The sequence below is a fragment of the Pseudarthrobacter cremeus genome (assembly GCF_051857465.1).
In the GTDB taxonomy this organism is placed as follows: domain Bacteria; phylum Actinomycetota; class Actinomycetes; order Actinomycetales; family Micrococcaceae; genus Arthrobacter.
This window is the reverse complement of sequence record NZ_JBPZHC010000005.1, coordinates 154,675-179,118: the sequence shown is the minus strand read 5'-3', so window position 1 is coordinate 179,118 and position 24,444 is coordinate 154,675. Positions and strand designations below refer to the sequence as shown.

The following is a 24,444-nucleotide window of genomic DNA, read 5'->3' as shown; positions in this document are numbered from 1 at the left end:
CGCCGCGGCCGGAGGCTAGAGCAGGCGTGCGAGGGACCGCCCGGCAGTCCGGCCGGTGAAAATGCACCCGCCCAGGAAGGTGCCTTCGAGGGCGTTATAGCCGTGGGCCCCGCCGCCACCAAAACCTGCGGCCTCCCCGGCAGCGTAGAGCCCGGGGATCCGGGAGCCGTCCTTGGCGAAGGCCTGCCCCGTGAGGTCGGTCTGGATGCCGCCGAGGCTTTTGCGGGTGACGATGTGCAGCTTCACGGCGATCAGCGGTCCGGCCGCGGGGTCCAGGATCCGGTGCGGCTTCACGGTCCGGAAGAGCCTGTCCCCGAGGAAACGGCGGCTGTTGCGGATGCCCATGACCTGCACGTCCTTGGTATACGGGTTCAGGATTTCCGCGTCGCGTTCGGTGACCTGCCGGTGGATCTCCGTGACGTCGAGCAGCTGTTCCCTGGTGAGGCCGTTCATACCTCGGACCAGATCCGTCAGGTTGTCTGCCACAACGAAGTCGGCGCCGTGTTCCTTGAAAGCCTCGATGGGAGCCGCGGCACCGCGGCCCAGCCGGGTCCGGAGCAGCAGTCTGATGTCCCTGTTGGTGATGTCGGGGTTCTGCTCGGAGCCCGACAACGCGAACTCCTTCTCGATGATCCTCTGGTTGAGAATGAACCAGGAGTAGTCATGGCGCTGGAGGCCAGGGGTGGTCCGCAGCAGCCTGAGGGTGCCCAGGGTGTCGTAACCGGGCAGGGCAGGGGTGGGCAGCCGGCGGCCCAGGGCGTCGAACCACATGGACGATGGCCCGGGCAGGATCCGGATGGCGTGATCCGGCCAGACGGGGTTCCAGTTCCTGATGCCCTCGGTGTAGTGCCACATGCGGTCGCGGTTCACCAGCCGGACGCCGGCTCCGTCAGCGATGTCCAGCATTCGGCCGTCGACGTGCCGGGGGACCCCGGTGATCATGGTGTCCGGCGCTGTGCCAAGGCGCTGGGGCCACCACCTGCGCACCAGTTCGTGGTTGCCGCCGATCCCGCCGCTGGCGATAACCACGGCCTGTGCGTGCAGCTCAAACTCCCCAACAGCATCCCGGTTCGAAGACACTCCGCGCGGCGACGAATCCGGTGCAAGGACCGTGCCGTGCACGCCGGTGACGGTGCCGCCGTCGAACGTTAACCCGTCCACCTGGTGGCGGAAGAAGAACCGGACGTGGCCGGTCTCCGCCGCCGCAAGGGCCAGGCCGGCGAACGGTTCGGAGATCCCGGTGCCGGTGCCCCACGGGACGTGGAACCGTGGCACGGAATTGCCGTGACCGCCTGCCCTGCCGTCGCCGCGTTCCGCCCAGCCCACCAGCGGGGTGAACCTGATGCCCTGCGCGCGCAACCAGGAGAGTTTCTCGCCCGCCGCGAACTCGACATAGGCCCGGCCCCACTGCCGTGCCCACCCGTCCTCCGGATGCTCACCGGACAGCCGGTCCCATTGCGCTGAGCCCTGCCAGTCCTGCCAGGCAAGGTCAAACGAATCACGGACCCCGAGCCTCCGCTGCATGGGGCTGTTGACCAGGAACATGCCGCCGAGCGACCAGAACGCCTGGCCGCCCAGGTTGGCCGGGTTCTCCTGGTCAAGGATGGCCACCCGCTTTCCGGCCCGGACCAGCTCGTTGCATGCAACCAGCCCGGCCAGTCCGCCGCCGATGATGATGACGTCCGCGTCCATCCAGTACCTGCCCGGTTAGTTGGTGGCTGACAAGAGATCCCAGCATAAACACACCTCGGGACGATTGACCCTCGGCAACGGCGGCAATCGTGGGTACGGTGACCACATGCAGAAAATATCGATCGAAGCCCTCGCCCGCCAGCAGATCGCGGCCGCTGTGGTGGCCCCCAGCGGACGCGCTGCAGACACAGCGTTCGGCGGGCACGAAAAGAGGCTCCGCCAGACCGTGATGGCCTTCCGGGCAGGCACGCAGCTGAGCGAACACCAGAACCCCGGCGAAGCCACGGTCCTGGTACTGAAGGGCACCGTCTGGCTGAAGGCCGGCAGCGAAGCCTGGCAGGGTAAGGCGGGGGACCTGCTGATCGTGCCGAACGGGCTGCACAGCCTCACAGCCGATGAGGATTCTGCCGTCCTTTTCACGGTGGTCAAGACGGACCGGTAGGTGACGCGCCGGGTCGGGCCGCCGTCGGGAATTACGACGGCGGCACCCGGCTTGGGAGCCCTATTATGCGCCTACCCCGCCGGACCTCGCAGGAATACAATCGGCTGCATGGGCACCGTCGATGATTCCTTGGCCGAACTGCCTGAACCGAACCGCGGCTGCCTGCAACGGGTGATCGAGATCGCCCGGACCGTGGTGCCCGAAGCTGAGGAGGGGATGAGCTACGGGATGCCTGCCCTGAGGTTTGAGGGGAAGCCGCTCCTCGGCGTCACGGCGGCAGCGAAGCACCTCTCGGTCTTTCCCTTTTCACCCGCGGTGATCGACGCCGTCGCGGACCGGCTGGTAGGGTATTCGCTGTCCAAGGGGACCATCCGCTTCACCCCGGAACATCCCCTCCCGGAGGACGTGGTGACGGAGATCGTCAGGCTTCGCCGGGCCGAAATCCTCAGGTAGGCCGCCCGGGAATTTCACCAGGGAGGCGCAAGCAATCCCCTATTTCGGTCTGCCCCGGATCGTTCCATAATGGCCACATAAGCTTCGGGGACCCTCGCGCCGATGATGGCTGGCGGGGCGTTGCAGAGTCCCAGGTAGCCGCCCCGGCACTTGGCGCATGGGACGGCCACGCGGACCGGGTCAAGGAAGTTCCCGGACCGCACCAGGGGGAGAGCATCGCCATCAATGCGAAAGCAATGTACAGAAGGAATCAACATGCTCAAGGATTCAGCGCTTATGGCTGTCCTTCCCGCGAAGGACATCAACCGGGCAAAGGATTTCTACCGGGACAAGCTGGGACTGGAACCCTCCGACACCATGGAGGACGGCCTCCTCTACCGGGGCAGCGACGGAACGGGCTTCCTTATTTACGAGACAGAGAATGCAGGGACCGCCAAGAACACCCAGATGGGCTGGGTCACCGACAATCTCGAACGCGAGATGGAGGAACTGAGGGCAAAGGGAGTCACCTTTGAAGAGTACGACCTGCCCGGCCTGAAGACGGAGAACGGTGTCGTCGACAACACCTGGGGCAAGGGAGCCTGGTTCCTGGACAGCGAGGGGAACATCCTCAGCCTTTCGCAGCGGACCTAGCTTCCGGCCGATACGTCCGCGCGGGCAAGGTGACCCGCGCGGGCTTAACCGGAACGGGGAACGCATGGGCGCCCTTGAATACTCAGAGTGGATCAAGGCCCCGCCGCAGGATGTCTGGCGGGCCTACGTCGACCCGTCCCGCCTCCCCGAATGGCAGACCGGTGGGCCCGTCATCGCCGACATCCAGGGCTCCGGAGGCCAGCCGGGATCCAGCTACACCTCGACCCGGGGACCGGGAACCGCCCGCACCACGGTGCTTTCGGCGGACCCTCCGCACCGGATTGTCACCAGCACCGTGGCCTACTTCGGGCTGAAGTTCGACGTCGACAGCCGGCTTCAGCCCGAAGGGAACGGCACTGTGCTGCGCCTTCGGGCCGAGACGCACTGGCCCCGCGGGCTCGGCCTGGTGGGGAAGCTGGTGGAGCGGGCCATCCTCAGCGGAGCAGAGGCCCGCAAGGAACTCGCCAACCTCAAAGCCCTCGTTGAGCGTGAGGGAGAAGGGGCTTAGCCCTTCAGCTCATACGCTTTGGGCAGCTTCAGCCCGCGTTCCTCCATCAGGGTGCGCAGGCGGGTGGGGTAGTCGGTGATGATGCCGTCCACGCCCAGGTCCATCAGCCGCGCCATGTCGGCGGTGGTGTTCACGGTCCAGGGGATGACAGGCAGGCCGAGCTTGTGTGCTTCGGTGATCATTCCGGGGGTGACGGACCGGAAGGCGGGGGAGATGACGTCGTAGCCCTGCGCGGCCGCAGCCTTGGCGAGGGACCCATCGTAGGTGTCGATGTCGATGCCGCCGAGGTTGGGGCTGGCGCCGGGCTGGCCGACCTCGAGCCAGGCGTCGCCGCTGGAGAGGGCGACTAGCGGGAGCTCCGGAGCGATCTGTTTGGTCAGGTTCAGCGATGACCAGTCGAACGACTGCACCGTGGAGCGGTCCGCCATGCCGGACGACTGGATCTGGGCGACCACGGCCTTGGTCAGGGCGACCATGCCCTCGCCGCCGGATTTGCCGTCCTCCACCTTGGTCTCGATATTGAAGCGGACCTTGTCGGCGCCGGCATCGCGGACCAGCTGGTAGACGTCCTTGAGTTCGGCGATCCGGTTGCCTTCGATGACGTCCTGCTCGGGGTAACCGGGCAGCTGCATGAAGCCGCAGTTAAGCGTTTTGATCTGCGCAAGGGACAGCTCGGCCACACGGTCGCCGACGTACGGGAAAGCAGTGTCCCCTGCGGTGGCGGGTGCGGTGTCGATGCACTTGTTTGCCTGGATGGTGTCGTCGTGCCAGACGATCACCTTGCCGTCGCTGGTCAGATGGGTGTCCAGTTCGAGGGTGGTCACGCCCAGCTTCAGGGAGTTGGTGAATGCGGCGAGGGACTCCTCGGTCCATTCCCCGCGGCCGCCACGGTGCGACTGAAGGTCGAAGGACCCGTTGCGCTCGTTGACCTTGATCTCTGATGTGGCGGCACCGGGGGCGGGGGCAGCCACGGCGGGGCCCGCGACGGCGGCGATGAGGGCGGCGGCTGCCGCTGCGGTCAGGACTGTGCGCATGGTGGTGGTTCCTCCTGGGTGGGCCTTCCGGCTGTTCGCCGATGACCCGTCCACGCTAGGGAACGCACATGGCCCAGGCGGTGCCGGGAGTTGGAGGGGAGGTTAACGGAAGGTTGAAGCGCAGGAGGCGCAATAGGCGCGGGCCGGGGCTAGCATGGGGCTCACCGACAATGCGCGTAGCAGCGCACAGTGAGGGGACCCGATGAAATCCAACGAACTGCTGCTGGACGCCTTCGGCCGGATCCGCGAGACCGTGGAAGCCGCGCTGGAAGGGGTCGACGACGACGCGCTGGTCCGCCGGCCGGGCGGCACCGGTAATTCGATCGTGTGGCTGGTCTGGCATCTCAGCCGGGTGGAAGATGCGCAGGTTGCCTCCGCCGCCGGCCTGGAACAGGTGTGGACCGCCCAGGACTTTGTGGGCCGGTTTGGGCTGCCGCTGTCCAGGCGTGACACCGGCTACGGCCATACAACCGACCAGGTGGACTCGGTCCGGGCCCGTCCGGAGCTGCTGCTGGAATACTACGATTCCGTCCACCGGCAGACGGTTGGGTTCCTGGAGACGCTTGACGACGCGGATCTGGACCGCGTCGTTGACCAAAGCTGGGACCCGCCCGTGACCCTCGGCGTGCGCCTGGTCAGCACTGTTGCTGACTGCCTCCAGCACGTGGGGCAGGCCGCGTATGCCAAAGGCCTGAAGCCGGAACGAAACGGCAAACCGATCACCGGCAAGACCGAGGCGGTCCTGCACGACGGCACCACCATTCCGCTGACCGTCCGCGGAGGCGGCCCCGCCATCCTTCTGCCGGTCAGCCTTGCCCCTCACACCGCGGCGGAGGCGGAGACGCTGCGGCAGTGGGGCGGGGACCCGGACCTGGGGCCGAACCTCGTCGAGGGATTGGCCGGGACGAATTTGGTGATCGCGGCCGACTATGAAGCCCACCGGATGGCGCACCCGGCGCCGCTTACGCTCACCCCGGAAAACATCGCAGCTGACCTGCTGGCCATTGCCGACGCCGCCGGCGCCGAAACCTTCGCCTATTACGGCTACTCCTGGCTGGCACTGAGCGGGCTGCAGCTTGCACTCCGCACAGACCGTCTGCGGGCGCTCGCCATGGGAGGCTTCCCGCCGCTTGACGGCCCGTACCAGACCATGCTGACGGTCACCCGGGCAGCGCATGTGATGTCGGTCCAGGCCGCCGGCGAACCGGCGGCATCGGTCCCTGTACCCGAACCGGGGGACTGGGACTCCTCGTCTGTTCAGACCACCAAGGAACAGACGCAACAGTTCGTCACCCTGTACGAGGTGCTGCAGGACTTTGACGACATTGCCGCCGTGCTTCCCGCCGACCTGCCGAGGCTGGCGTTCGCCGGCGCCGAGGACAGCATCGACTACAAACCCGTCTGGGGAGGAGTCCGGGTGAAAATCGGAGAGCCGCTGGCACGGCACCAGGGCACGCTGACCAAGGCAGGGTGGGACGTGCGCGTCCTGCCGGGACTGGACCACATGGGCGCGATGCACAGCGCCGTGGTCCTGCCCATCCTCAAGGATTGGCTGCAGAAGGCGGGCTGGGTGAAGTAGTGGGACTCGTCCGGGACGGCTCACTGCGCCCGCGGATCAGCCGCCCCACAGCACCCACGAGCCGTGCGGGAGGACTGGCCGCAAGCACAGCATGGCAGCATCCAGTGGCGGACCCACTGTGGCGCACCATTCACCACTGGGGGTGAGGCCTTTGAAAGCGGGGACTGTGTCGCCCACAACGGCGGAGGCGACGTAGCTGGCCTCGGCGGGGCTCACGTCCGCACATTCTTCGTCAGGCCGCAGGTCGCCGAAGGCCCGGGTGAAAATGTCGACGTCCTTGTAGGTTCGCTCCCTGCCGCGCAGCAGAGACTGTACCCCGGCCGGAAGATATCCCATCCGGGCTTCCATGTTTGCCGACGGCTCGTAGCAAGCCGCAAAGGTGGCCGCAATGTAAGGCTGCGCTTGAGGATCCGCCCATAGCCCAGCCGGCAGTAAGGAGTCGGGTTGCACTATCAGGGCGCCCGGGTGAACGTCTCCTGAACGAACCAGTTCGGTGCCCCTGGCTGTCAGCCTTCGTTCCGTGAGCCCGCTGTCCAGGTCCAGCCGATGGATGACCCTGCCGTCGTCGTACACGATCACCCAGCCAAAATGGTAGATCCCGTGCACAGCCACAATGGCCGCCGGATTCTGGGCGACGGGTAGTGGCATCGCCGGCGGCTCATTGAGTGAGCGCCGCTGTTGCGGGCCGAGTGGCGGCACCAGGAACGCAGCAAAAAGAGCCCCGAGAAGGGTAAGCAGAGCCGATATCAGGTAGACACCCCGTCTGTGCCGTGCGTGCTGCCTGGCCTCAGGGATCAGCGCTTCAGGGGTTTCTGCCCGCTCGAACGGCTCCGCAGTCCGGTTCCGGGAGCCTCCGGTGACAGTCATGGCTGCCTCCTCAATCCCAATATGATGCTAATATTACTAGCACCATGCTGACAGTCAAGGTGCGCAAGGAAGACCCCACGGACCTCTTTGAACAGGTCGCCGCGGAGCTCCGCCGTGCCATTGCTGAGGGTGAAGCGGCGCCCGGCGAACGGCTTCCGCCGGCGAAGGATCTTGCCGCCGTCCTGGGCGTAAATACCAACACTGTGTTCCGCGCCCTCCGGCTCCTGCGTGACGAAGGGCTCCTCGAGTTCCGGCGGGGCCGCGGCGTATCCGTCGTCGGCCTTCCCGAACGGAGCCAGGTCATCAAGCAGGCCCGCGATCTGGTCCACTACGCACGCCGGCACGGCTTCCGGACTGACGAGCTGGTTGAGATCATCCGGAACGTCGACTGAGCAAACGGGGAGGAGTGGCCGGAGCCCTGGCTATTCCGTGGGCCCGGACTTGCGGTGCCGGTGGTGGAGTTCGTAGCTGTCGAACACGTCGGCGGATGTTGTTCCGGAATGGCCGAACCTACCGCGCAGGACGTCCGCGAGCCCTTCCAGCGCTGCGTGCAGCATCCGCCCGGCGAACTGGAGTTCGGGGTTTTCGCTCAGCTGGGCATGCGACGCCAGTTGCTGGGCGTAGGCAATGGTTGCCGGCAGGGAACCCCGCTGCTCCACTTCGCGGAAGTAATAGCTTTCATGGAACGCCAGCAGGTCGATGCTCACCGCCGCCACGCTTCCGGCCATTGACTCCAGCAGCCCGGCAGCATGCCGGGGTTCCAGCGAAGCCAGGCCGTCGGGCCCGGCCGCCTCCCTGAACAGATTCAGCTGATGGGCCAGGGCGCGGCGGCGGTTCAGGGCCGGGTATGTCTGCAGGATCCATGTGACCGTCGCGGTCAAGAGCCCGAATCCGGTCACCGCCTGCAGGGCGGCAACCAGCCTGAGCAGCGGATGCGCCGGGACGATCTCCCCGAAGCCCACCGTGGAAAGGGTCACCAGGGAAATGTAGAGGGCTTCGGCAAAGTCGCCCCGTTGCGGAACCCCGGCCCCGAAAACAAAACCGTCCGGCAGGTGGGGCAGGTACAGCAGGGCCCAACCGATGGCTGCCAGGGCGGCCCACGCGGCGATCACGGCGGCCATGGCCAAAGGGGCTGCAATGAAGGGTCCGCGGCCGCGCAGTTCCCGGGACAGCAGCCAGAACCCGCGCATGATGGCCCGTCCCACCGGGCCGGAGCCGTGCGGATACAGGAGGGTTTGGAAGACGTCGGCGATCATCAGCAGAATCAGCACTGCCCCCACAACGGTCCAGAGCACTCCCACGAAGTCCATGCCTCATCTTAAGTGCGGCGGCAGGGCCACCAGGACAAAGGGAAGCCGCAGTGCTGGTCCGGTGGTGGATCCGCCGAGCCCAGCCTCCCGGACGCAGACCGCCCAGCGTGCGACCATCAGAGTGCCGGCGGAGTCAGCACCAGCCGGCAACAGCGACCAGGGGGAACGTTGTGCGCAGCGAGAATCGGCCAGGCAAAGGACCACTGCCACGTTGGGCGAAGGCCGCCGTCGTTATTTATCTGACGGTGACAGGGGCTGTTGTTGCCGCTGCGCTCCTGACGACTGCCTTTGGTGTCGGGCTGGAAGGCGGGCTCCAGCTGTGGCTGCTGCGGTCGCTGATGCTGCTGACGCTGCCCGTTTCGGCCGCGTACCTCGTGGTGGGTATCCTTCTGGATCTCCTGCGTCCGCCGTGGCCGCGCAAGTTCGGCTTCGGGGGGTTAACCCCGACGGCGCTGCTCTACTATCTGGGATATTTTGCCCTTGCGGTGGTCAACGCAGCGGTGTTCAGGTGGGTGGTCCTCAGCACCCGGAAGCGCGCGCCTGCTTCCGCCATGGCCGCCGCTACGGGGCCCGCTGCGACGGGGCCCGCCGGGCCTCCCCAACCACCCGCGGACCAGACGACAACCCCCGCAGTATGGCCCCGCGGGGTCAATTCCAACGCGAAAAACCTCTTCTGGGCCGTCCCGCTGGCAGTGGTGCTCAGCCTTCCGCAGTGGCTTGTGGCGCGGTTTTCGTGGTGCGGGATCAGCGGATGCAGCGGCGGAGGTTTCGGGGTATCCACCGGGAGCGAATGGGTGGCGATCATGCTGAGCGTAGTGAACGGCTTCATTCTCGCGGTGGCTGTGTTCGCCGTGCGCTGGCTGTATCCCGCCCGGAAACGGGCCCTGATTGCTGTAGCGGCGGGGACACTGTTCGGGCTCCTGGGCGCGGCAATTACCCACGGTTAGCACCCCGGGTGATGCGCGGCCGGCGGACACCGCGTCGTTGTCCGCCGGCAGCCAACAGCACTTTTCTAGTGGCTGGAGAGTTGCCTGGTCAGTGATTCAGGAAGGAGTCCGAGCTGTGCCATGTAATCCAGCTGGTCAAAGTAGAAGTGGTGCGATTTGATCTGTCCCGCTTCCACCTGGGCGATGTCGCAGCTCCGGACCCTGACCTTCTTGCCGGTAGGCGGCAGGGTTTCGCCGGACGGCAGCCTGATGGGCCCGGTGTTCGTTGCCACAACGTAGCCCTCATCGACGGCAACATCCCCGGCGTCGTACTTGGCCGTGTACTCATACCTGATGTCCGGGAATGCCTCCCAGAAGTGGTAAAGGTAGTTGGTGATCTTGTCGCGCCCTGTGATCTGGCCTTCATCAGGGGTGATGAGTACCGCTTCATCGGCGTAGGCCCGAGCCAACGCATCCCTGTCCTGAGTGTCCATGGACTCGGTAAACCGGTCCATGACCTCGCGTGCCTGTCCCATTTTCGACCTCCATGTGGTTAAAGGCGGCCGCACGGAAGCGTGGGCCGCTTCGTGGTTTTTGGCTCTGTTTACGAGCCAATTTAAGTACATGCCCGCTGCTCGGGACTGTCAACGAACCGGGCTACCCTCCCTCTTGACGGCAGGGCGACGAGGGCCAGCAGGGCACGGACGACGCCACCGAAGTGCCGGGGATGCCGTCGCGTTCTGGGGATAGAAGCTGGCTAGGCTGGGCTGATGGACTTTTACATCCGGCAGGCCACCCCGGAGGATGCCGAGGCGTTGGTGCTCATGCACACCCTGGTTCACGAGGAGTGCTACGGAGACCTGTTGTCGGCGGAGTTTTTCCGCGCCCGGCGGGCCAGCATTCCCGAACGTGTGGAACGCCGTCGGCCGTCCCTGGCAGGCGCCGACCCGCGGATCATCGCCTTCGATGCGGACGATGAATTGGTGGGTTTCGCCGATGCGGGACCGGGACGGGACGAGGACGGCCCCGAGGCGTTGGAGCTGTATTCGCTCTACACGCTCCGGCGGACGCACGGCAGCGGGCTGGGTGCCGCGTTGCTGGGTGCCGCCATCGGTGAAAGCCCGGCGTACCTCTGGGTGCTGGAGGACAACCCGCGAGCGCTCGCCTTCTACCGCAAGCACGGTTTCCTCCCCGACGGGAAGCGCGGGCTGCTGCCGCCGGAATGGGAGGAACTGCCCGAGCTGAGGATGGTCCGGTCCGCGGCCGACAGATAGAATCGGAAGCGTTGCCGCAGTTCAGCGGCGGTTTTGGGGGAAACTGATGAACAACAACTTGCTGCTGCGCCGTGCATTCCGCGCCTTCCGCGCCGGGATGGCATTCAGCGGCGGTGCGGCACTGCTGGTGGCAGCGGGGCTCCTGCTGGCCTCCGCCGTCGTCGCCCTTCCGGCATCGGCCGACGACGCCACGGTCCGCGCTTCAACCGAAGTCGACGTCGGCCTCCAGCCCCTGGGTGTGGTGTCCGCGCCGGACGGGACACTGTACGTCAGCGACTACCACTGGGCCGGCGGCGTCGCCGTGTTCAGTCCCGGCGAAACCCGGGCATCCCGCACCATCACGGTGGGGCGCTTCCCCTCGTCGCTGGCGATCACGCTGGACGGGACGCTGTACGTGCTGCAGACAACCGACTTGGGCCAGGCCGAGATCGGCGTGGTTCCCGCCGGTGCAGCCAAAACGGCCTTCGCCATCACCGTCAGCCCCGGCATGCACTGGCTCACCACGGGACCCGACGGATCGCTGTATGTGGCCAACCCGGCGGAGGGGAGCGTCTCGGTGGCCCCGCCGGGCCGGACCTGGACCGAGCGAACCATCCAGGCCGGGCCCTACCCGGTGGAGGTGACGGTGGCCACGGACGGGACCCTCTATGCCGCCAACGAATATGAGGGCACAGTCACCGTGGTCCCCGCGGGCTCGCCCGGCCCGTCGCATGCCATCAGCGTGGGTGCGAAAGCACACCCGCACGGCATCGCGGCCGCTCCGGACGGAACCGTCTATGTGGCAAACATCCTGGCGAACGACGTCGCGGTCATTGAACCCGGCGGCACTGCTGTTGCCCGGCGGATTCCCGTGGGCGGCGGGCCGCAGGAGGTGGTTGCCGCTCCGGACGGAACGGTCTACGTGTCCAACAGTTCGGACAACACGGTCTCGGTCATCCCGCCCGGAGCTGCGGCCGTTGCGGAAACCATTCCCACGGGCGAGGATCCGGGCCGGATGGCGGTCCGGCCCGACGGATCGGTGGTGGTGGTCAACCGGGGCGGGAGGTCCCTGACGGTGATTGGCGCGGTGCCGGACGGGCCCGGCTCTACGCCGTCTCCTGCCGGGGTGCCCGACGGCGGCGGGTCAGGGGCGGCGGCCCAGGCATCCGACGGCGGTTCCTCGGCTGCCACGGTACCGGGCCTTCCGGCAGTTGCCGCGGCGGCAGCCGTGGTGTTCCTCGGCGGTGCCGCTGCCCTGATAGCGGTGGCTCGGCGCCGGCGGAAGGACAGGCCTGAGGTTCCGGCCTGGACCCTCAGCCAGGGTCCGTGACCGAACGAAGCTTCTCGAAGGATTCTGTCCAGCCGTCCCGGTGCAGGGCCAGCCGCTCCCCGGTCCGGAACGGCCCCTGGGAAAGCACCAGGCGGGTGCCGGTCCCGTCACTTCCGAGCGAAAGGTCCACCACGGTTTCCGCGTCATCCGGCGTGGGCTCCTCCCAGTTGAAGGTGTAGACCAGGCGCCAGGGCGGGTCGATTTCCAGGTACTCGCCGGAGAGGTGGAACGGCTCGCCGTCCGGCGGCGTCATCCGGAACCGGTAACGGCCGCCCACCACGAGGTTTACCTCGGCCGCGGGGATGATGAAGCCGTGCGGCCCCCACCACTTCACCAGTTCCGAGGCTTCGGTCAGCATCCTGAACGTGCGCTCCGGGGGAGCGGCGAGCGTGCAGTCAAGATTCAGGACCAGCCCTCCGGTTTGCTCAGTCATGGTCCCACTCTGGCATCCGCCGGACGCGGGCGGAAGGCCATGTGACTCCCTCCCGGAACCCTCTGGCACTTGCTGCACCGTTTCAGGCAACGCTCTTGCAGTCCCTGATGGACGCTGGCGCCGTTGACCAAGCGAAAGTACATCCCTCTATATCCGGCTCCCTCTTCTCAATGCTGGTTAACTGTCAGGTGAACCGAAAGAAGGAGCCATCCATGCCCGATCTGGCCGCGTCACGGAAACTGCGGGTTAGCCTGCCCGATCAGAACCTGCTGGCGGCACTCGAGCCGTCCGCCGGCGTCGAACTTTTCCTGTGGGACCTCAGCGGGCCCGCTCCGGAGGGCAGGATCGATCTGCTGGTGCCGCCGTACATGGGCAAGCCGGACGGGCTGGCCGCGCTGGAGGGCGTCGACGTGGGGCTGGTGCAGAGCCAGTCCATCGGGTACGACGGCGTGGCCGACGTCCTGCCCGACGGGTGCGTTTTCGCGAACGCGGCGGGAGTGCATGAGACGTCGACGGCGGAACTCGCCCTGGGCATGATGATCGCCAGCCAGCGTGGCATGGCGGACTTTGCGCGGAACCAGGCCACCGGGACCTGGGACAATCGCATGCGGCCCAGCCTGGCCGACCGGCGCGTGCTCCTGGTGGGCTACGGCGGAGTGGGGAAGGCGATTGAGGCCAGGCTGCTGCCGTTCGAGACCGAGGTGACCCGGCTGGCGAGCCGCGGCCGCGACGATGAGCGCGGCAGGATCCACGGGATTGATTCCCTGTTCGAGCAGCTGCCGCTGCACGACATTGTGGTGGTCAGCGTTCCCCTGAGCGAGCAGACCCGGCACCTGGTGGATAACAGGTTCCTGGCAGCGATGGCCGACGGCGCGCTCCTGGTGAACGTGGCGCGAGGGCCCGTGGCGGACACCGAAGCCCTGCTCCGCGAGACTGCTTCCGGCAGGCTCCGCGCGGCTTTGGACGTGACGGATCCGGAACCGCTGCCGCGGGACCACCCGCTCTGGAAAGTGCCGGGCGTGCTGATCACCCCGCACGTGGGCGGTGCGAGTTCGGCCATGCTGCCCCGGGTGGCACGTCTGATCCGGAAGCAGATCGGGCTGCTGCAGGCCGGGCAGGAACCGGTGAACGTGGTGCTGGGCGGGGCTGCCGGAGGGTCCAGCTAACCGAGCGACGCAAGGAACGCCGTCGTGTCCTCTGCCACCTGCTCCGGGCATTCCCACAGCACCACGTGCCCCACGTCCGGATAGACCTTCAGCACCGCGCCGGGGATCCGGGCTGCCAGGGTTTCCTGGTCACCACGCGGCAGAAGGCTGTCCAGGCCGCCCCAGAGAATCAGGGTGGGCGCCTGAATGGTTCCCGATTCGGTGGGCGGCATTGCCTCAAACAGTCCGTTCAGGATGCCTTTCCAGGCGCGGGCGGGCATCCTGAGGCCGTCACGCACGCGGTCATCGATGTACCACGCCGGGACCTCGTGGTGCAGCGGAAACCAGGACAGCGAATCCCGCACCCAGCCCTCGTCCAGCGGGTCGGTCAGGGCGTCCACCTCGTCGGCGAATGCGGGCCGCCCCTGAAGGCTCAGAGGCGAGCCCACCAGCACCAGCGCCGTCACCTTGTCCGGATGCGTAACGGCGAGCTGCTGGGCGACGTAACCTCCGCTGGAGGAGCCGACGACGGCGGCCCGCGGCACGTTGAGGGCCTCCAGGATGGCAGCGGCGTCCTCAGCCTGTTCCGCCAGGGAGTAGCCACCCTCCGGTTTGTCCGCTTCGCCCTGCCCGCGGAGGTCCGGCGCGTAGACCCTGAAGCCGGTCAGCAGGGGGATCAGGCGGTCAAAGCTGCCGCGGGATTCGGCCCACGCGTGGAGCAGCAGCACCGGTTCCGCGCCGGCGTCGCCGTCAATGCGGCACGGCACCGAGATGCCGGTCCGCAGCGTGAGGCCGCGGACCTCGGAGTCCATGGCTGCTCACCGCGTGACCCGGTAGCGGATGTGGGTGACGAGGCTGCTGCCGCGCACTTCCGTCGGCTCAAGCGTGAGGTTCCCGACGCCGTCGAGCAGCCGTTCGCCCGCTCCCAGGATCATGGGCGCGATGTGGAGCCGAAGTTCGTCGATCAGCCCGGCCGAAAGGTATTGCCGGGCGGTCTGCGCCCCGCCGGCAATGGCCACGTCCTTGCTGCCGGCGGCTTCCCGGGCCTGGGCCAGTGCCGCCTCGAACCCTCCGGTCACGAAGTTGAATGTGGTGCCGCCCGCCATCTCCAGGGGCTCGCGTGCATGGTGGGTGAGGACATAGACCGGTGCGTGATAGGGCGGCTCCTCACCCCACCATCCCCGCCAGTCCTCAGCCCACGGTCCGGGGCCGGGCCCGGCGAACATGTTCCGGCCCATGATGAAGGCGCCCGCCGCGAGGATGCCTTCGATCTCGGCCGGATGGGCCTCGGGTTCTTCGATCTGCCACCGGTGCAGGCGCTCGCCGCCCTCGCCCAGCGGTTCGGCCATGCTTTGGTTCGGGCCGGCGAGGAAGCCCTCGAGGGAGATGGTCAGATCGCACGTGACTTGGCTCATGCGCCCATCATGCCACCCGGTCACGGACCCTGAGTAGGGCCGGGATGCTCGACCATGCGCAGCAGCGAAATAATTACGCAAGCCTTGTATGGCGTAATTTTACTTAGGTGAGGCTTATCTAATATCATCGTCCGGGTGACCACGCAGCTTGATTTCTTGCGGGTGCCCTTTGCCGCGGATCTTGCGAGCTACGGGGACCGACCCGCCATCCTTACCGACACCATGGCTCTGACCTACCGGGAGCTGGCGCAGCGCGTCGACGAGCTGGCCGTCCGGCTCGGCACCGAACGGCGCCTCGTCGCGCTGGCGGCAGCAAACGACGTCGACTCGCTCGTGGCTTACCTCGCAGCGCTGGCCGGCGGCCACCCACTGATCCTGCTGCCTGAGGACAAACCGGCTGCCCTGGAATCCCTCCTTGAGGCTTATGACCCGGATGTTCTCGTGCGTTCCGGGAACGGGCGCGCTCTAGTTGAGGAACGCCGCCCGGGCACACGGCACGAGCTGCACCCCGATCTGGCCCTCCTGCTCAGCACTTCCGGGTCCACCGGCTCGCCTAAGCTGGTCCGTCTCTCCCACGCGAACCTGCAGGCCAACGCCGAGTCCATTGCCGAGTACCTGGCCCTCGGCCCGGACGACCGGGCTGTGACGACGCTGCCGATGTCTTACTGCTATGGACTCTCGGTGATCAACTCCCATCTGCTCCGCGGTGCGGGACTGGTCCTCACTGAGCTGTCCGTCGTTGATCCGTGCTTCTGGGAGCTTTTTCGCAACCGCGGGGCGACGTCCTTCGCGGCTGTTCCCTACACTTTCGAGTTGCTGGAGCGGGTGGGTTTCGCCGGTTTGGAGCTGCCCGGCCTGCGCTACGTCACCCAGGCCGGCGGCCGGCTCGCACCCGAGATGGTGCGGCGCTACGCCGGGCTCGGCCGCGAGAAGGGCTGGGATCTGGTGGTGATGTACGGCCAGACGGAGGCCACCGCCCGGATGGCGTACCTGCCGCCCGGGCTGGCAGCAACCGTCCCGGGCGCCATTGGCATCCCCATCCCCGGCGGCGACTTCCGCATCGACCCGGTTGCCGGCTTGGAGCACGGCGAACTCGTGTACACGGGCCCCAACATCATGCTCGGGTACGCCGAATCGGCCGAGGACCTGCGAAGTGGCCGGACCATCGAGGAGCTCCGCACAGGCGACCTCGCCCGGCAGCACCCCACCGGTGTCTACGAAGTCGTGGGACGCCGCAGCAGGTTCGTCAAAATCGTCGGACTACGCGTTGACCTCGGGCAAGTGGAGAAGATCCTGGCCGACCTCGGCGTGCAGGCAGCCAGCTCCGGTACCGACGACGGCCTTGTCGTCGCAGTGGAGGGCGGCCACGACACGCAGCTATTGGGCAAGGTCCTTGCCCAGGGCCTGGGGCTGCCGCGTGCCGCTCTCCAGATCCATGCTGTCCAACACCTCCCGCGCCTGGCCACCGGCAAACTGGACTATCAGGCTGTCCAGGCGCTGACCCGGCCCGATCCCGCGCCACCGAGCGTTGACGCGGCAGCGGACGGCCCCGCCAGCGTCCGGAAAATTTTCGCGGACGCCCTGGAAGTCGCCGACATTGCCGATGGCGACACCTTTGTCTCCCTGGGCGGGGACTCGCTGTCCTACGTGGCGGCATCGGTCAGGTTGGAACGGGCCTTGGGCCATCTCCCGCCGGACTGGCATCTGACTCCGGTCCGGGACCTGGAACCGGGGCCCCGCACCGCACCGGTCAGGAAGCTGCGACGATTCTTTGCACCGCTCGAGACAAGCATCGTGTTGCGGGCCGTGGGGATTGTCCTGATCGTCAGCACACACGTCGGTCTGTTCACGTGGCAGGGTGCGGCCCATGTGCTGATGGCCGTGGCCGGGTACAACTTCGCCCGCTTCCAGCTCTCGGGGGAGCGGGTCCCGCGGCTGCGCCGTCAGCTGGCCAGCTTGGCCAGAATTGTCGTACCCAGCATAGTGTTCATTGCCGTCGCGTATCTGGTCACCGACAATTACACGCCGGTCAATATTCTGCTCCTGAACGCCATTCTCGGGCCGGAGGCGGTGACCACGCAGTGGCACTTCTGGTTCATCGAAATACTCGTCTACCTGATCGTGGGGATGACCGCCCTGTTGGCTGTTCCCTGGGTGGACCGCGCCGAGCGGCGTTTCCCCCTGCTGCTGCCGCTTGCCCTGACCGGAGCCGGACTGCTCACGCGCTACGAGCTCATAGATCCGGGTGTGCCGCACACGGTTCCCGCCCTCTGGCTCTTCGCACTTGGTTGGGCCATCGCCCGGACCAGGACGGTAGCTCAACGCTGCCTCGTCTCGGCCATTGCCGTACTTACCGTTCCGGGGTTCTTCGACAACGCAACCAGGGAAGGCACGCTCCTGGCCGGGATTCTGCTCCTCATCTGGCTGCCCGGCATCCCGGTGCCGAAGGGCCTGCGCCGGCTCACAGTGGTGTTGGCCAGCGCCTCCCTCTACGCATACCTGGTGCATTGGCTGGTCTACCCGCCCCTGGCCGGGATCAGCCCGGCGCTGGCCGTCGCGGCCTCCCTCGCGGTGGGAGCAGCGTACTGGGTGGTGTGCCTGCGGTTCGCGAACGCAGTCACCCGACGACGGGCCCGGTCAAAGAAAACGGCGATGCGCTAGACGCGCTGGGGGAAAGACTCCACCTTGGCCGGGTCCCGCTCGATGATGTCGCCCAGTGCGCCGTCGATCAGTTCGAGGGTTGCCTGGTCGAGGATCAGGTCGGCGGCCTTGACGGTTTCATCGAGCTGCCCGGGACGGCTGGCACCTACAATGGCCGCGGAGACGTTGGGGTTTGCCAGCACCCAGGCCACTGCCAGGGTGGCCAACGGCACATCGAGGTCCGCAGCAATCGGTTTGAGCTTCTCAACCCGGTCGATGACCGCCGGCTGCATGAATTTGTGTTCTGTCTTCAGACCGCCGTCATCTGCGCTGAACCGGCTTCCGGCAGGGATGCTGGAGGCCCCGTACTTGCCGCTCAGCACGCCTTGGGCCAGCGGCGACCAGCACACCTGGGTGATTCCGAGATCCTCGCAGGCCGGCACGACCTCGGCTTCAATGACCCGCCACAGCATGTTGTACTGCGGTTGGCTGGAGACGAGCTGGATTCCCATCTCGTCCGCCAATGCGGCCCCGGCACGTATCTCCTCCACAGTCCATTCCGAGACGCCGATGTAGTGGGCCTTCCCGGCGCGGACGATGTCCGCGAAGGCGCCCATGGTTTCGGCCAACGGGGTCTCGTAGTCATAGCGGTGTGCCTGGTAGACATCCACGTAGTCCATCTGGAGACGGCGCAGCGAGCCATTGATGGATTCCATCACGTGCTTGCGTGAAAGCCCGCGGTCGTTCATGCCGGGGCCGGTGGGGAAGAACGCCTTCGTCATGACCTCGATGCCTTCGCGGCGCACATCTTTGAGAGCCTCCCCAAGCATGGTCTCCGCCTTGGTGCCCGCGTAGGCGTCGGCAGTGTCGAAGGTGGTGATGCCCAGATCCAGTGCTTTGCGGACACAGTCCGTGGCCACGTCCTGCTCAACGGTTTCGCCGTGAGTTGCCCAGTTGCCCAGCGCAATCGCGCTGACGTACATGCCGCTGTTGCCGAGTTTGCGGTAATCCATGAAGTTTCCTTTCAAAGGTTGCCGGGCTGACCGGCGGAAGGTGGAGAGCCCGGGCCGCGGGTTGTTGCCCGCAGGTCACGGGGCGGTGCCGTGCTCTCCCGGACAACAAGGCGCCCAGGACGGGCAAGGACGGCCGTGCTGCCTCCCTGCATGATGTCCAGGAGGAGACGGGCGACGTCGTGACCTTGTTCTGCGACCCCGTGGTCCATGGAAGTCAGGCCCACCACGTCGCAGAGCTCGTGGTTGTCGAAACCGAGCACCGAAAAATCCCGGGGAACATCCAGGCCGGCCTGGCGGAGGACTTTGAGGACGCCGAAGGCCATCTCATCGGAGGCGACGAAGGCCGCGGTCGGGGCCTGTTCCGCAACCAGCAGCCGGGACATGGCCGCCGCACCTCCGCCGACACTGTTCTCATCGAACTGTTCCCAGGAGTCGTTCAGGCCCTGTCCTGCCTCGGCCAGGGCATCCCGGTAACCCAGCAGCCGCTGCAGCGGCGGAACGCCGCCCAGATTGCTGTCCTCTTCTTCGCGGATGCCGATGAAAGCGATCCGTTCGTGGCCGAGGTTCAACAGATGCCGCACGGCTGCCCGCCCGGCCTCGAAATCGTCTACGGAGACCGATCCAATGCCTTCCGCCTGAGCACCGAGCAAAGCCACCGTCTGCCCCTGGGCGGCGAGGGATTCAAGCTCCTCCGGGCTCGGCTGCAGAGCCAGGATGATGACTCCATCCGTTCGGCCATGCAGAGGAATGGTTCCGAAGAATCGACCACGCTGCGCGGCCGTGGCCAGCTCGTAGAGGAGCACGTCGAATCCGGCTTCCCGAAGCGTTTGTGTGGCCGCGCCGATGACTTTCCCAAAAAACCACTTGGCCAGCACAGGCACCACGATGCCCACGGTCATGGTCCGGCCCGTCGCGAGCCGGGACGCGGCGGGGGAAGCCGAATAGCCCAGCTGGTCGGCCGCATTCTGCACGCGCTTGCGCGTTGCCGCTGAAACGCCCGGGACGGCGCGCAACGCACGGGAAACCGTTGATACGGAGACTCCTGCATGTGCTGCGACAGCTTCAACACTGGTTACCATGCAACCAATGCTAGCCAGGGATTCGTTGCTTTTGCAAGCGCTTGCAAAGGATTTATTGCGTCTGACATTGGGGCGATCGTCCCTGCCGGCTCCGGACGTGGCCCCGTAATCGTGGGCGGCGGAATGGGCCTTTTGACGCTTCTTGGAGGCCTGTCCCGCGTGCGACCATGGGCCCATGACGTACCTGCGTGACCGTATTGAGCAGTTGTTCTTCGTTGTTTCCATCGCTCTTCTGCTGGGAGGTGGCGGGGCATGGCTAATCGGTTGGAACCCGGCCGCGGAAATTCTTTGGGCGGCAGGGACAGTTCTCGGTTTGGTGTTCGCCACCGCCTGGGTGGCGGGCGCGCTCCGGCGCCGGCAGGCCAGCGTGGACGTCATCGCACTGCTTGCCCTCGGCGGTGCTCTGTGGGTGAATGAGCCGTTCGCCGGGGCGATGATCACGGTAATGCTCGCGACGGGCAGGCTTCTGGAGGCGCGTGCGCAGGCCCGTGCCCGGCGGGAGCTGAGCCTACTCGTGGAGCGTGCGCCCCGCACAGCCCGCCGGCGGGACCCGGGCGGCGTGGAGATGGTTCCAGTGGAGGCACTCGCGGCAGGCGACCTGATCGTCGTCGGCACCGGCGAAGTCCTCGCCGTGGATGGACGACTCCTGTCGGCCGGGATCCTTGATGAGTCGGCGCTGACCGGAGAGTCACTGCCGGTGGAGAGGGCCGTGGGCGAAGACGTCCGCAGCGGCGTGGTGAACGCCGGTGCGCCAATCGACCTGATGGCGACGGCCTCCGCCGCGGACTCGACCTATGCCGGCGTGGTGCGCCTGGTGGAGCAGGCTCAGGCGGCTTCCGCTCCCTTCGTACGCACCGCGGACCGGTTCGCTGTCTTCTTTGTCCCGCTGACCCTGGTCTTGGCAGCGGCGGCCTGGGCGCTCAGTTTGGACCCGGTACGGGCCGTGGCGGTCCTGGTCGTCGCGACACCCTGCCCGCTTCTGCTGGCGGCCCCGATTGCCATCATGTCCGGCCTCTCCCGGGCCGCGAGTATCGGAGTCGTGATCAAAGGCGGCGGCGCCCTCGAGCGCCTTGCCGCAGGCAGGGTGGCCCTTTTTGACAAAACGGGCACCCTGACCCGGGGCCAGCCCACCTTGGCGGATACAGCCACTGCTTCCGACAGATTTGATGCCGACGAGATCCTGCGGCTGGCAGCGTCCCTGGACCAGGTCTCACCCCACGTGCTTGCCAGTGCGATCGTGACTGGGGCGACCCGACGGGGCCTCGAGTTGGAAATGCCCGAAAACGTCCGCGAGGAACACGGCTACGGGCTCCGGGGAATGGTCGGAGCCCACGAAGTCAGGCTCGGCAAGGCCGCCTGGATCGCGCCCGGCGCCGAGCCGGGATGGGTACGCCAGGTGCGCCGGCGGGCTGATCTCGACGGATCACTGACCGTGTTCATCGCGGTCGACGGCGAGCCCGCCGGTGCGTTTCTGTTGGAGGACCCGGTCAGGCCGGATGCCCCACGGATGATCAGGGCCTTGCGCGGTGCGGGCATCAGCAGGATTGTCCTGGTGACAGGTGACCGGGAGGACATTGCGCACACCGTGGGCCGGATCGTCGGAGTCGATTCCGTCCGGGCCGATTGCGATCCGGGTGAGAAACTCCAAGTGATCACGGATGAATCCGCCGGTGCCGCGACGATCATGGTCGGTGACGGAGTGAACGACGCGCCGGCCCTTGCAGCCGCCGGGGTGGGCGTGGCCCTGGCAGCACGCGGCGCCACTGCCTCATCGGAGGCTGCCGACGTCGTGCTGACCGTGGACCGCATTGACGCGCTTGCCGACGCCATTCTCATCGCCCGCCGGTCCATGGGGATCGGCCTGCAGGCCGTACTTGTGGGCATGGGCTTATCGCTGGCCGCGATGATCGTCGCAGCCGCCGGTTTCCTCGCACCTGCAGCCGGAGCTGTCCTGCAGGAATTCATTGACGTCCTGGCGATAGGGATCGCCCTTCGCGCAGTGATTCCCGGCAAATCCCACACCATCAACATGGCCCCGGCGGACATCGCCACTGCTCGCCAGCTCAAGTTCCAGCACGACGCCGTGAGCGCTGTCGTCGAACAGATACGCGCGGTCGCAGACACCCTCACTACCCGGGACAACGACCTGGCCCCGGCAGGCCTTTTGCTGCACCGCCTTGAGACCGAACTGCTCCCGCATGAACGCGCCGACGAAGAACTCCTCGTGCCGCTGGTCGCCCGCGCCCTCGGAGGGTCGAACGCAACAGCTGACATGAGCCGCACCCACGCCGAAATCGAACACCTGATCAGCCGGCTCCGCCGCCTGTTGAACGGGCTGGAAAAAGATGCCCGGCCCGAGGACATCATCGAGCTCCGCCGCCTGCTTTACGGCCTCTACGCCATCCTCCGACTGCACAACGCCCTCGAAGAAGAAGGCGCCTTCAGTCTCGTGCCTGATGACCGGTCCTCCGCCAAAGGCTCCGTCGCCCGCAGCACCCCGACAGCCAGCAGCGGCCACAGACCGCAGGACGAATCTCCACCCGCACTGACCTGATGCCGGCCAGGTGACAGCGAGCTCCATGCTTCCTGGCAGGCGCGCTGACCCCTGAAACTGACGATTTCACCTTGGCAGGCCCTGCACAGGGCCTGAGCTGATTTCCGGGCGAGGCCCTTTATCGTTTCCGGGTGTCATTTCGCAGCGACCGGGAGCAGAATGGCGCTCAGGGGATCCGCATCCAACGCCATCCCCCGGGACCGAGGACGGCACGCTATGAAGACCGGGAAGGTAAGGATCTCGCTGTTTCTGGCAGCGCTCCTGACCGGGGTGGCCGGGTGCGCCTCCGGCGGCGGATCACCGGCCCCGACGTCGGCGCCGGCCAGCACCCCATCCGCAAGCACCATCACTGTCAAGGGCTTCGCCTATGGGGATCCGATCACGGTCTCTCCCGGCTCGACGGTGACGGTGACTAATAGGGACACGGCGAAGCATACGGTGACCGCGGATCAGGGCCAGGCATTCGACGTGGAGGTCAAAAGCGGCGGTGGTACGGCCACCTTTACGGCGCCGTCACAGCCGGGGACCTACGCATTCCATTGCACGTATCATCCGACTATGCACGGGACGCTGACGGTCAAGTGAGTCCACGTCCAGCCCCTGCCGGGCGAATTCCGCCGCGTCTCCTGACGGCGCAGAAGCGCCTGGCGGGCCCGGGCAGACAGGCAACAGCCGCCGTCGGGAATTACGACGGCGGCGCACGGGCGGGAGTGATGGTCGCCTTAGCATTTACGGCAAATTATTTTCCAATAATTAAGCCGTGAATTCCTGCATGACTTATCACCTCAAGATCAGCTCAAGTCTCAATCAATGTTGTGCCAGGATCTCCCCAGAAACGCTGTTCCCGGCCGCCGGAGAAATAGGATCCATTTGACGCAGCTTTCGACAGGGTAATAGAGCCCGGCAAATTGTCGGGCTTTATTATTGGGGAAAATAATGTCGAACAATGAAGTTCCGGGTGCTCTGGAACCAGCTGGTTCCGGGCCAATGCCACCACGCAGGCCGCGCATATCCACGGCGTTGGTTTCGGTGAAGCGCATGGCGGGGACCATCGCCCTCGCGTTGACACTTTCCCTCACGGTAGCTGGCTGCCTCGCGCAGCCGGAGGCCACCACGGGAACCTTCCAGCCGGGCTCACCGGACAGCACAGCAGCTTCCGCAAAGGTGACGGCCACGCCGTCGTCCGTTCCAACCGCCCAGGCGACGGGCGCACCGCTCGATCCTGAGAATCCTTCCCTGGTTGCAAACGGCGTGGCGGCTCCTAAGACGCAGCCGGCCTTTGCCACCAAGGCGATCGACCTGCTGGCTGCCCTTCCCATCAAGGGCCGGGCTCCGAAAACCGGATATGACCGAGCGCTCTTTGGGCAGGCCTGGGCGGACGTGGACCGTAACGGCTGCGACACCCGGAATGACACCCTCAGGCGCGACCTGACGGGGATCACCTACACCAACAGCGTGCCCTGCAAGGTGCAGTCCGGGACGCTGGCGGACCCCTACACGGGCACCACCATCAGCTTCCTGCGGGGGAGTGCCACCAGCAGCGCCGTCCAGATTGACCATGTTGTTGCCCTCAGCGACGCCTGGCAGAAAGGCGCGCAGCAGCTGACCACGGAGCAGCGGACCGCGTTCGCCAATGACCCGCTGAACCTGCAGGCGACGGACGGCCCCACCAACATGAAAAAGGGCGACGGCGATGCGGCCACCTGGTTGCCGCCGAACAAGGGCTTCCGGTGCGAATACGTGGCCCGGCAGATCTCGGTGAAGGCAACCTACAGCCTCTGGGTCACCCAGGCGGAGCACGACGCGATGGCCAGGATCCTGGCCGATTGCTCCGGCCAGCTCGCACCCACAAATGAGCAGGCCCCGGCCGCTCCGTCGCCGGCGCCCGCGGCTGAGAAGGCACCGTTCGTGGCGGCCGCCCCGGCAGTCCCCGCTCCGGCGGCTGTGGCACCGGCCCCTGCCCCGGTTGCTCCCGCACCGGTTGTGGCGGCCCCTGCAGCGCCCGCGGCCGTCTACTACGCCAACTGCACTGCGGCCAAGGCCGCCGGCGCCGCACCGATCTTCGCCGGGCAGGCCGGCTACCGGACTGCGTTGGACCGCGACGCCGACGGCGTGGCCTGCGAAAGCTAGACCACATT

At 66.6% G+C, this 24,444-nt stretch carries 24 protein-coding genes and 1 pseudogene; 14 read left to right on the top strand and 11 right to left on the bottom strand.

The window, feature by feature from the left end; all coding sequences use genetic code 11:
* Window positions 1–15 precede the first annotated feature (15 nt).
* Window positions 16–1,692, bottom strand: coding sequence for an FAD-binding dehydrogenase (locus ACS5PJ_RS11135; protein ID WP_439434951.1), 1,677 nt, complete (start codon window positions 1,690–1,692; stop codon window positions 16–18).
* Window positions 1,693–1,798: 106 nt separating this feature from the next.
* Between ACS5PJ_RS11135 and ACS5PJ_RS11130 the strand changes: the two genes are divergently transcribed.
* The 4 genes from ACS5PJ_RS11130 (at window position 1,799) to ACS5PJ_RS11115 (ending at window position 3,728) form a co-directional block, all read left to right on the top strand.
* On the top strand, window positions 1,799–2,134 hold the full coding sequence (locus ACS5PJ_RS11130) for a cupin domain-containing protein (protein ID WP_439434950.1): 336 nt from the start codon (window positions 1,799–1,801) through the stop codon (window positions 2,132–2,134).
* Between the two features lie 108 nt (window positions 2,135–2,242).
* A complete protein-coding gene (locus tag ACS5PJ_RS11125; protein WP_439434949.1) occupies window positions 2,243–2,587 on the top strand; it encodes an iron chaperone in 345 nt (114 codons plus the stop codon).
* 255 nt (window positions 2,588–2,842) lie between these two features.
* The gene (locus tag ACS5PJ_RS11120; protein ID WP_439434948.1) at window positions 2,843–3,220 is read left to right on the top strand and encodes a VOC family protein; all 378 of its coding nucleotides are present in this window, start codon (window positions 2,843–2,845) and stop codon (window positions 3,218–3,220) included.
* A 64-nt stretch (window positions 3,221–3,284) separates the two neighbouring features.
* Window positions 3,285–3,728: an SRPBCC family protein gene (locus tag ACS5PJ_RS11115; protein ID WP_439434947.1), complete on the top strand. Its 444-nt coding sequence runs from the start codon at window positions 3,285–3,287 to the stop codon at window positions 3,726–3,728.
* On the opposite strand, the gene ACS5PJ_RS11110 is transcribed toward ACS5PJ_RS11115, so the two are convergent.
* Entirely contained in the window at window positions 3,725–4,762 is a 1,038-nt protein-coding gene (locus tag ACS5PJ_RS11110; RefSeq protein WP_439434946.1) for a glycerophosphodiester phosphodiesterase family protein, read from the bottom strand. The two genes, ACS5PJ_RS11115 and ACS5PJ_RS11110, sit on opposite strands and share 4 nt — an antisense overlap.
* Before the next feature lie 202 nt (window positions 4,763–4,964).
* Between ACS5PJ_RS11110 and ACS5PJ_RS11105 the strand changes: the two are divergent.
* Window positions 4,965–5,459, top strand: a pseudogene (locus ACS5PJ_RS11105) (mycothiol transferase); the annotation flags it as partial.
* 918 nt (window positions 5,460–6,377) lie between these two features.
* Here ACS5PJ_RS11105 and ACS5PJ_RS11100 read toward each other — a convergent pair.
* On the bottom strand, window positions 6,378–7,208 hold the full coding sequence (locus tag ACS5PJ_RS11100) for a hypothetical protein (RefSeq protein ID WP_439434945.1): 831 nt from the start codon (window positions 7,206–7,208) through the stop codon (window positions 6,378–6,380).
* A gap of 44 nt (window positions 7,209–7,252) precedes the next feature.
* On the opposite strand from ACS5PJ_RS11100, the gene ACS5PJ_RS11095 reads away from it, so the two are divergent.
* Window positions 7,253–7,600, top strand: coding sequence for a GntR family transcriptional regulator (locus ACS5PJ_RS11095; RefSeq protein WP_439434944.1), 348 nt, complete (start codon window positions 7,253–7,255; stop codon window positions 7,598–7,600).
* A gap of 30 nt (window positions 7,601–7,630) precedes the next feature.
* Here ACS5PJ_RS11095 and ACS5PJ_RS11090 read toward each other — a convergent pair whose 3' ends face one another.
* Window positions 7,631–8,518, bottom strand: a complete 888-nt coding sequence (locus tag ACS5PJ_RS11090) for a potassium channel family protein (protein ID WP_439434943.1) — start codon at window positions 8,516–8,518, stop codon at window positions 7,631–7,633.
* Window positions 8,519–8,688: 170 nt separating this feature from the next.
* Here ACS5PJ_RS11090 and ACS5PJ_RS11085 point away from each other — a divergent pair, with 170 nt between their 5' ends.
* Window positions 8,689–9,465, top strand: coding sequence for a hypothetical protein (locus ACS5PJ_RS11085; protein ID WP_439434942.1), 777 nt, complete (start codon window positions 8,689–8,691; stop codon window positions 9,463–9,465).
* A gap of 65 nt (window positions 9,466–9,530) precedes the next feature.
* Here the strand turns inward: ACS5PJ_RS11085 and ACS5PJ_RS11080 are convergent, their stop codons facing one another.
* Window positions 9,531–9,980, bottom strand: coding sequence for an ester cyclase (locus tag ACS5PJ_RS11080; RefSeq protein ID WP_439434941.1), 450 nt, complete (start codon window positions 9,978–9,980; stop codon window positions 9,531–9,533).
* 234 nt (window positions 9,981–10,214) lie between these two features.
* Between ACS5PJ_RS11080 and ACS5PJ_RS11075 the strand changes: the two genes are divergently transcribed.
* Complete coding sequence (locus tag ACS5PJ_RS11075; RefSeq protein ID WP_439434940.1) at window positions 10,215–10,718, top strand: GNAT family N-acetyltransferase; 504 nt, start codon at window positions 10,215–10,217, stop codon at window positions 10,716–10,718.
* A 46-nt stretch (window positions 10,719–10,764) separates the two neighbouring features.
* Entirely contained in the window at window positions 10,765–12,027 is a 1,263-nt protein-coding gene (locus ACS5PJ_RS11070; protein WP_439434939.1) for a YncE family protein, read from the top strand.
* Here ACS5PJ_RS11070 and ACS5PJ_RS11065 read toward each other — a convergent pair.
* On the bottom strand, window positions 12,011–12,460 hold the full coding sequence (locus ACS5PJ_RS11065; protein WP_439434938.1) for an SRPBCC family protein: 450 nt from the start codon (window positions 12,458–12,460) through the stop codon (window positions 12,011–12,013). The genes ACS5PJ_RS11070 and ACS5PJ_RS11065 overlap by 17 nt on opposite strands.
* A gap of 212 nt (window positions 12,461–12,672) precedes the next feature.
* Here ACS5PJ_RS11065 and ACS5PJ_RS11060 point away from each other — a divergent pair, with 212 nt between their 5' ends.
* The gene (locus tag ACS5PJ_RS11060; RefSeq protein WP_439434937.1) at window positions 12,673–13,626 is read left to right on the top strand and encodes a 2-hydroxyacid dehydrogenase; all 954 of its coding nucleotides are present in this window, start codon (window positions 12,673–12,675) and stop codon (window positions 13,624–13,626) included.
* Here ACS5PJ_RS11060 and ACS5PJ_RS11055 read toward each other — a convergent pair.
* Window positions 13,623–14,417, bottom strand: a complete 795-nt coding sequence (locus ACS5PJ_RS11055) for an alpha/beta fold hydrolase (protein ID WP_439434936.1) — start codon at window positions 14,415–14,417, stop codon at window positions 13,623–13,625. The two genes, ACS5PJ_RS11060 and ACS5PJ_RS11055, sit on opposite strands and share 4 nt — an antisense overlap.
* 6 nt (window positions 14,418–14,423) lie before the next feature.
* Window positions 14,424–15,020: a dihydrofolate reductase family protein gene (locus ACS5PJ_RS11050; RefSeq protein ID WP_439434935.1), complete on the bottom strand. Its 597-nt coding sequence runs from the start codon at window positions 15,018–15,020 to the stop codon at window positions 14,424–14,426.
* A gap of 135 nt (window positions 15,021–15,155) precedes the next feature.
* On the opposite strand from ACS5PJ_RS11050, the gene ACS5PJ_RS11045 reads away from it, so the two are divergent.
* A complete protein-coding gene (locus ACS5PJ_RS11045; RefSeq protein WP_439434934.1) occupies window positions 15,156–17,681 on the top strand; it encodes an AMP-binding protein in 2,526 nt (841 codons plus the stop codon).
* Here the strand turns inward: ACS5PJ_RS11045 and ACS5PJ_RS11040 are convergent.
* The gene (locus ACS5PJ_RS11040; protein WP_439434933.1) at window positions 17,678–18,673 is read right to left on the bottom strand and encodes an aldo/keto reductase family protein; all 996 of its coding nucleotides are present in this window, start codon (window positions 18,671–18,673) and stop codon (window positions 17,678–17,680) included. The two genes, ACS5PJ_RS11045 and ACS5PJ_RS11040, sit on opposite strands and share 4 nt — an antisense overlap.
* Window positions 18,674–18,684: 11 nt before the next feature.
* Window positions 18,685–19,752: a LacI family DNA-binding transcriptional regulator gene (locus tag ACS5PJ_RS11035; RefSeq protein ID WP_439434932.1), complete on the bottom strand. Its 1,068-nt coding sequence runs from the start codon at window positions 19,750–19,752 to the stop codon at window positions 18,685–18,687.
* Window positions 19,753–19,927: 175 nt separating this feature from the next.
* Between ACS5PJ_RS11035 and ACS5PJ_RS11030 the strand changes: the two genes are divergently transcribed.
* Window positions 19,928–22,306 (top strand): heavy metal translocating P-type ATPase, encoded by a 2,379-nt coding sequence (locus tag ACS5PJ_RS11030; protein WP_439434931.1) that lies wholly within the window; start codon window positions 19,928–19,930, stop codon window positions 22,304–22,306.
* Window positions 22,307–22,522: 216 nt separating this feature from the next.
* Window positions 22,523–22,891, top strand: a complete 369-nt coding sequence (locus tag ACS5PJ_RS11025; protein WP_439434930.1) for a cupredoxin domain-containing protein — start codon at window positions 22,523–22,525, stop codon at window positions 22,889–22,891.
* 218 nt (window positions 22,892–23,109) lie between these two features.
* Here the strand turns inward: ACS5PJ_RS11025 and ACS5PJ_RS11020 are convergent, their stop codons facing one another.
* Window positions 23,110–23,346 (bottom strand): hypothetical protein, encoded by a 237-nt coding sequence (locus ACS5PJ_RS11020; RefSeq protein WP_439434929.1) that lies wholly within the window; start codon window positions 23,344–23,346, stop codon window positions 23,110–23,112.
* Between ACS5PJ_RS11020 and ACS5PJ_RS11015 the strand changes: the two genes are divergently transcribed.
* A complete protein-coding gene (locus tag ACS5PJ_RS11015) occupies window positions 23,345–24,436 on the top strand; it encodes a GmrSD restriction endonuclease domain-containing protein (protein ID WP_439434928.1) in 1,092 nt (363 codons plus the stop codon). The two genes, ACS5PJ_RS11020 and ACS5PJ_RS11015, sit on opposite strands and share 2 nt — an antisense overlap.
* Window positions 24,437–24,444 lie beyond the last annotated feature (8 nt).

Bases quoted from the DNA above. Each gene is read 5' to 3' on its own strand.
- ACS5PJ_RS11115 (WP_439434947.1), top strand. From the start codon at position 3,285: ATGGGCGCCCTTGAATACTCAGAGTGGATCAAGGCCCCGCCGCAGGAT.
- ACS5PJ_RS11135 (WP_439434951.1), bottom strand. From the start codon at position 1,692: ATGGACGCGGACGTCATCATCATCGGCGGCGGACTGGCCGGGCTGGTT.
- ACS5PJ_RS11050 (WP_439434935.1), bottom strand. From the start codon at position 15,020: ATGAGCCAAGTCACGTGCGATCTGACCATCTCCCTCGAGGGCTTCCTC.
- ACS5PJ_RS11040 (WP_439434933.1), bottom strand. From the start codon at position 18,673: ATGGATTACCGCAAACTCGGCAACAGCGGCATGTACGTCAGCGCGATT.
- ACS5PJ_RS11015 (WP_439434928.1), top strand. From the start codon at position 23,345: ATGGCGGGGACCATCGCCCTCGCGTTGACACTTTCCCTCACGGTAGCT.
- ACS5PJ_RS11095 (WP_439434944.1), top strand. From the start codon at position 7,253: ATGCTGACAGTCAAGGTGCGCAAGGAAGACCCCACGGACCTCTTTGAA.
- ACS5PJ_RS11060 (WP_439434937.1), top strand. From the start codon at position 12,673: ATGCCCGATCTGGCCGCGTCACGGAAACTGCGGGTTAGCCTGCCCGAT.
- ACS5PJ_RS11055 (WP_439434936.1), bottom strand. From the start codon at position 14,417: ATGGACTCCGAGGTCCGCGGCCTCACGCTGCGGACCGGCATCTCGGTG.
- ACS5PJ_RS11035 (WP_439434932.1), bottom strand. From the start codon at position 19,752: ATGGTAACCAGTGTTGAAGCTGTCGCAGCACATGCAGGAGTCTCCGTA.
- ACS5PJ_RS11065 (WP_439434938.1), bottom strand. From the start codon at position 12,460: ATGACTGAGCAAACCGGAGGGCTGGTCCTGAATCTTGACTGCACGCTC.
- ACS5PJ_RS11110 (WP_439434946.1), bottom strand. From the start codon at position 4,762: ATGCGCACAGTCCTGACCGCAGCGGCAGCCGCCGCCCTCATCGCCGCC.
- ACS5PJ_RS11100 (WP_439434945.1), bottom strand. From the start codon at position 7,208: ATGACTGTCACCGGAGGCTCCCGGAACCGGACTGCGGAGCCGTTCGAG.
- ACS5PJ_RS11125 (WP_439434949.1), top strand. From the start codon at position 2,243: ATGGGCACCGTCGATGATTCCTTGGCCGAACTGCCTGAACCGAACCGC.
- ACS5PJ_RS11080 (WP_439434941.1), bottom strand. From the start codon at position 9,980: ATGGGACAGGCACGCGAGGTCATGGACCGGTTTACCGAGTCCATGGAC.
- ACS5PJ_RS11070 (WP_439434939.1), top strand. From the start codon at position 10,765: ATGAACAACAACTTGCTGCTGCGCCGTGCATTCCGCGCCTTCCGCGCC.
- ACS5PJ_RS11020 (WP_439434929.1), bottom strand. From the start codon at position 23,346: ATGCGCTTCACCGAAACCAACGCCGTGGATATGCGCGGCCTGCGTGGT.
- ACS5PJ_RS11025 (WP_439434930.1), top strand. From the start codon at position 22,523: ATGAAGACCGGGAAGGTAAGGATCTCGCTGTTTCTGGCAGCGCTCCTG.
- ACS5PJ_RS11120 (WP_439434948.1), top strand. From the start codon at position 2,843: ATGCTCAAGGATTCAGCGCTTATGGCTGTCCTTCCCGCGAAGGACATC.
- ACS5PJ_RS11075 (WP_439434940.1), top strand. From the start codon at position 10,215: ATGGACTTTTACATCCGGCAGGCCACCCCGGAGGATGCCGAGGCGTTG.
- ACS5PJ_RS11090 (WP_439434943.1), bottom strand. From the start codon at position 8,518: ATGGACTTCGTGGGAGTGCTCTGGACCGTTGTGGGGGCAGTGCTGATT.
- ACS5PJ_RS11130 (WP_439434950.1), top strand. From the start codon at position 1,799: ATGCAGAAAATATCGATCGAAGCCCTCGCCCGCCAGCAGATCGCGGCC.
- ACS5PJ_RS11030 (WP_439434931.1), top strand. From the start codon at position 19,928: ATGACGTACCTGCGTGACCGTATTGAGCAGTTGTTCTTCGTTGTTTCC.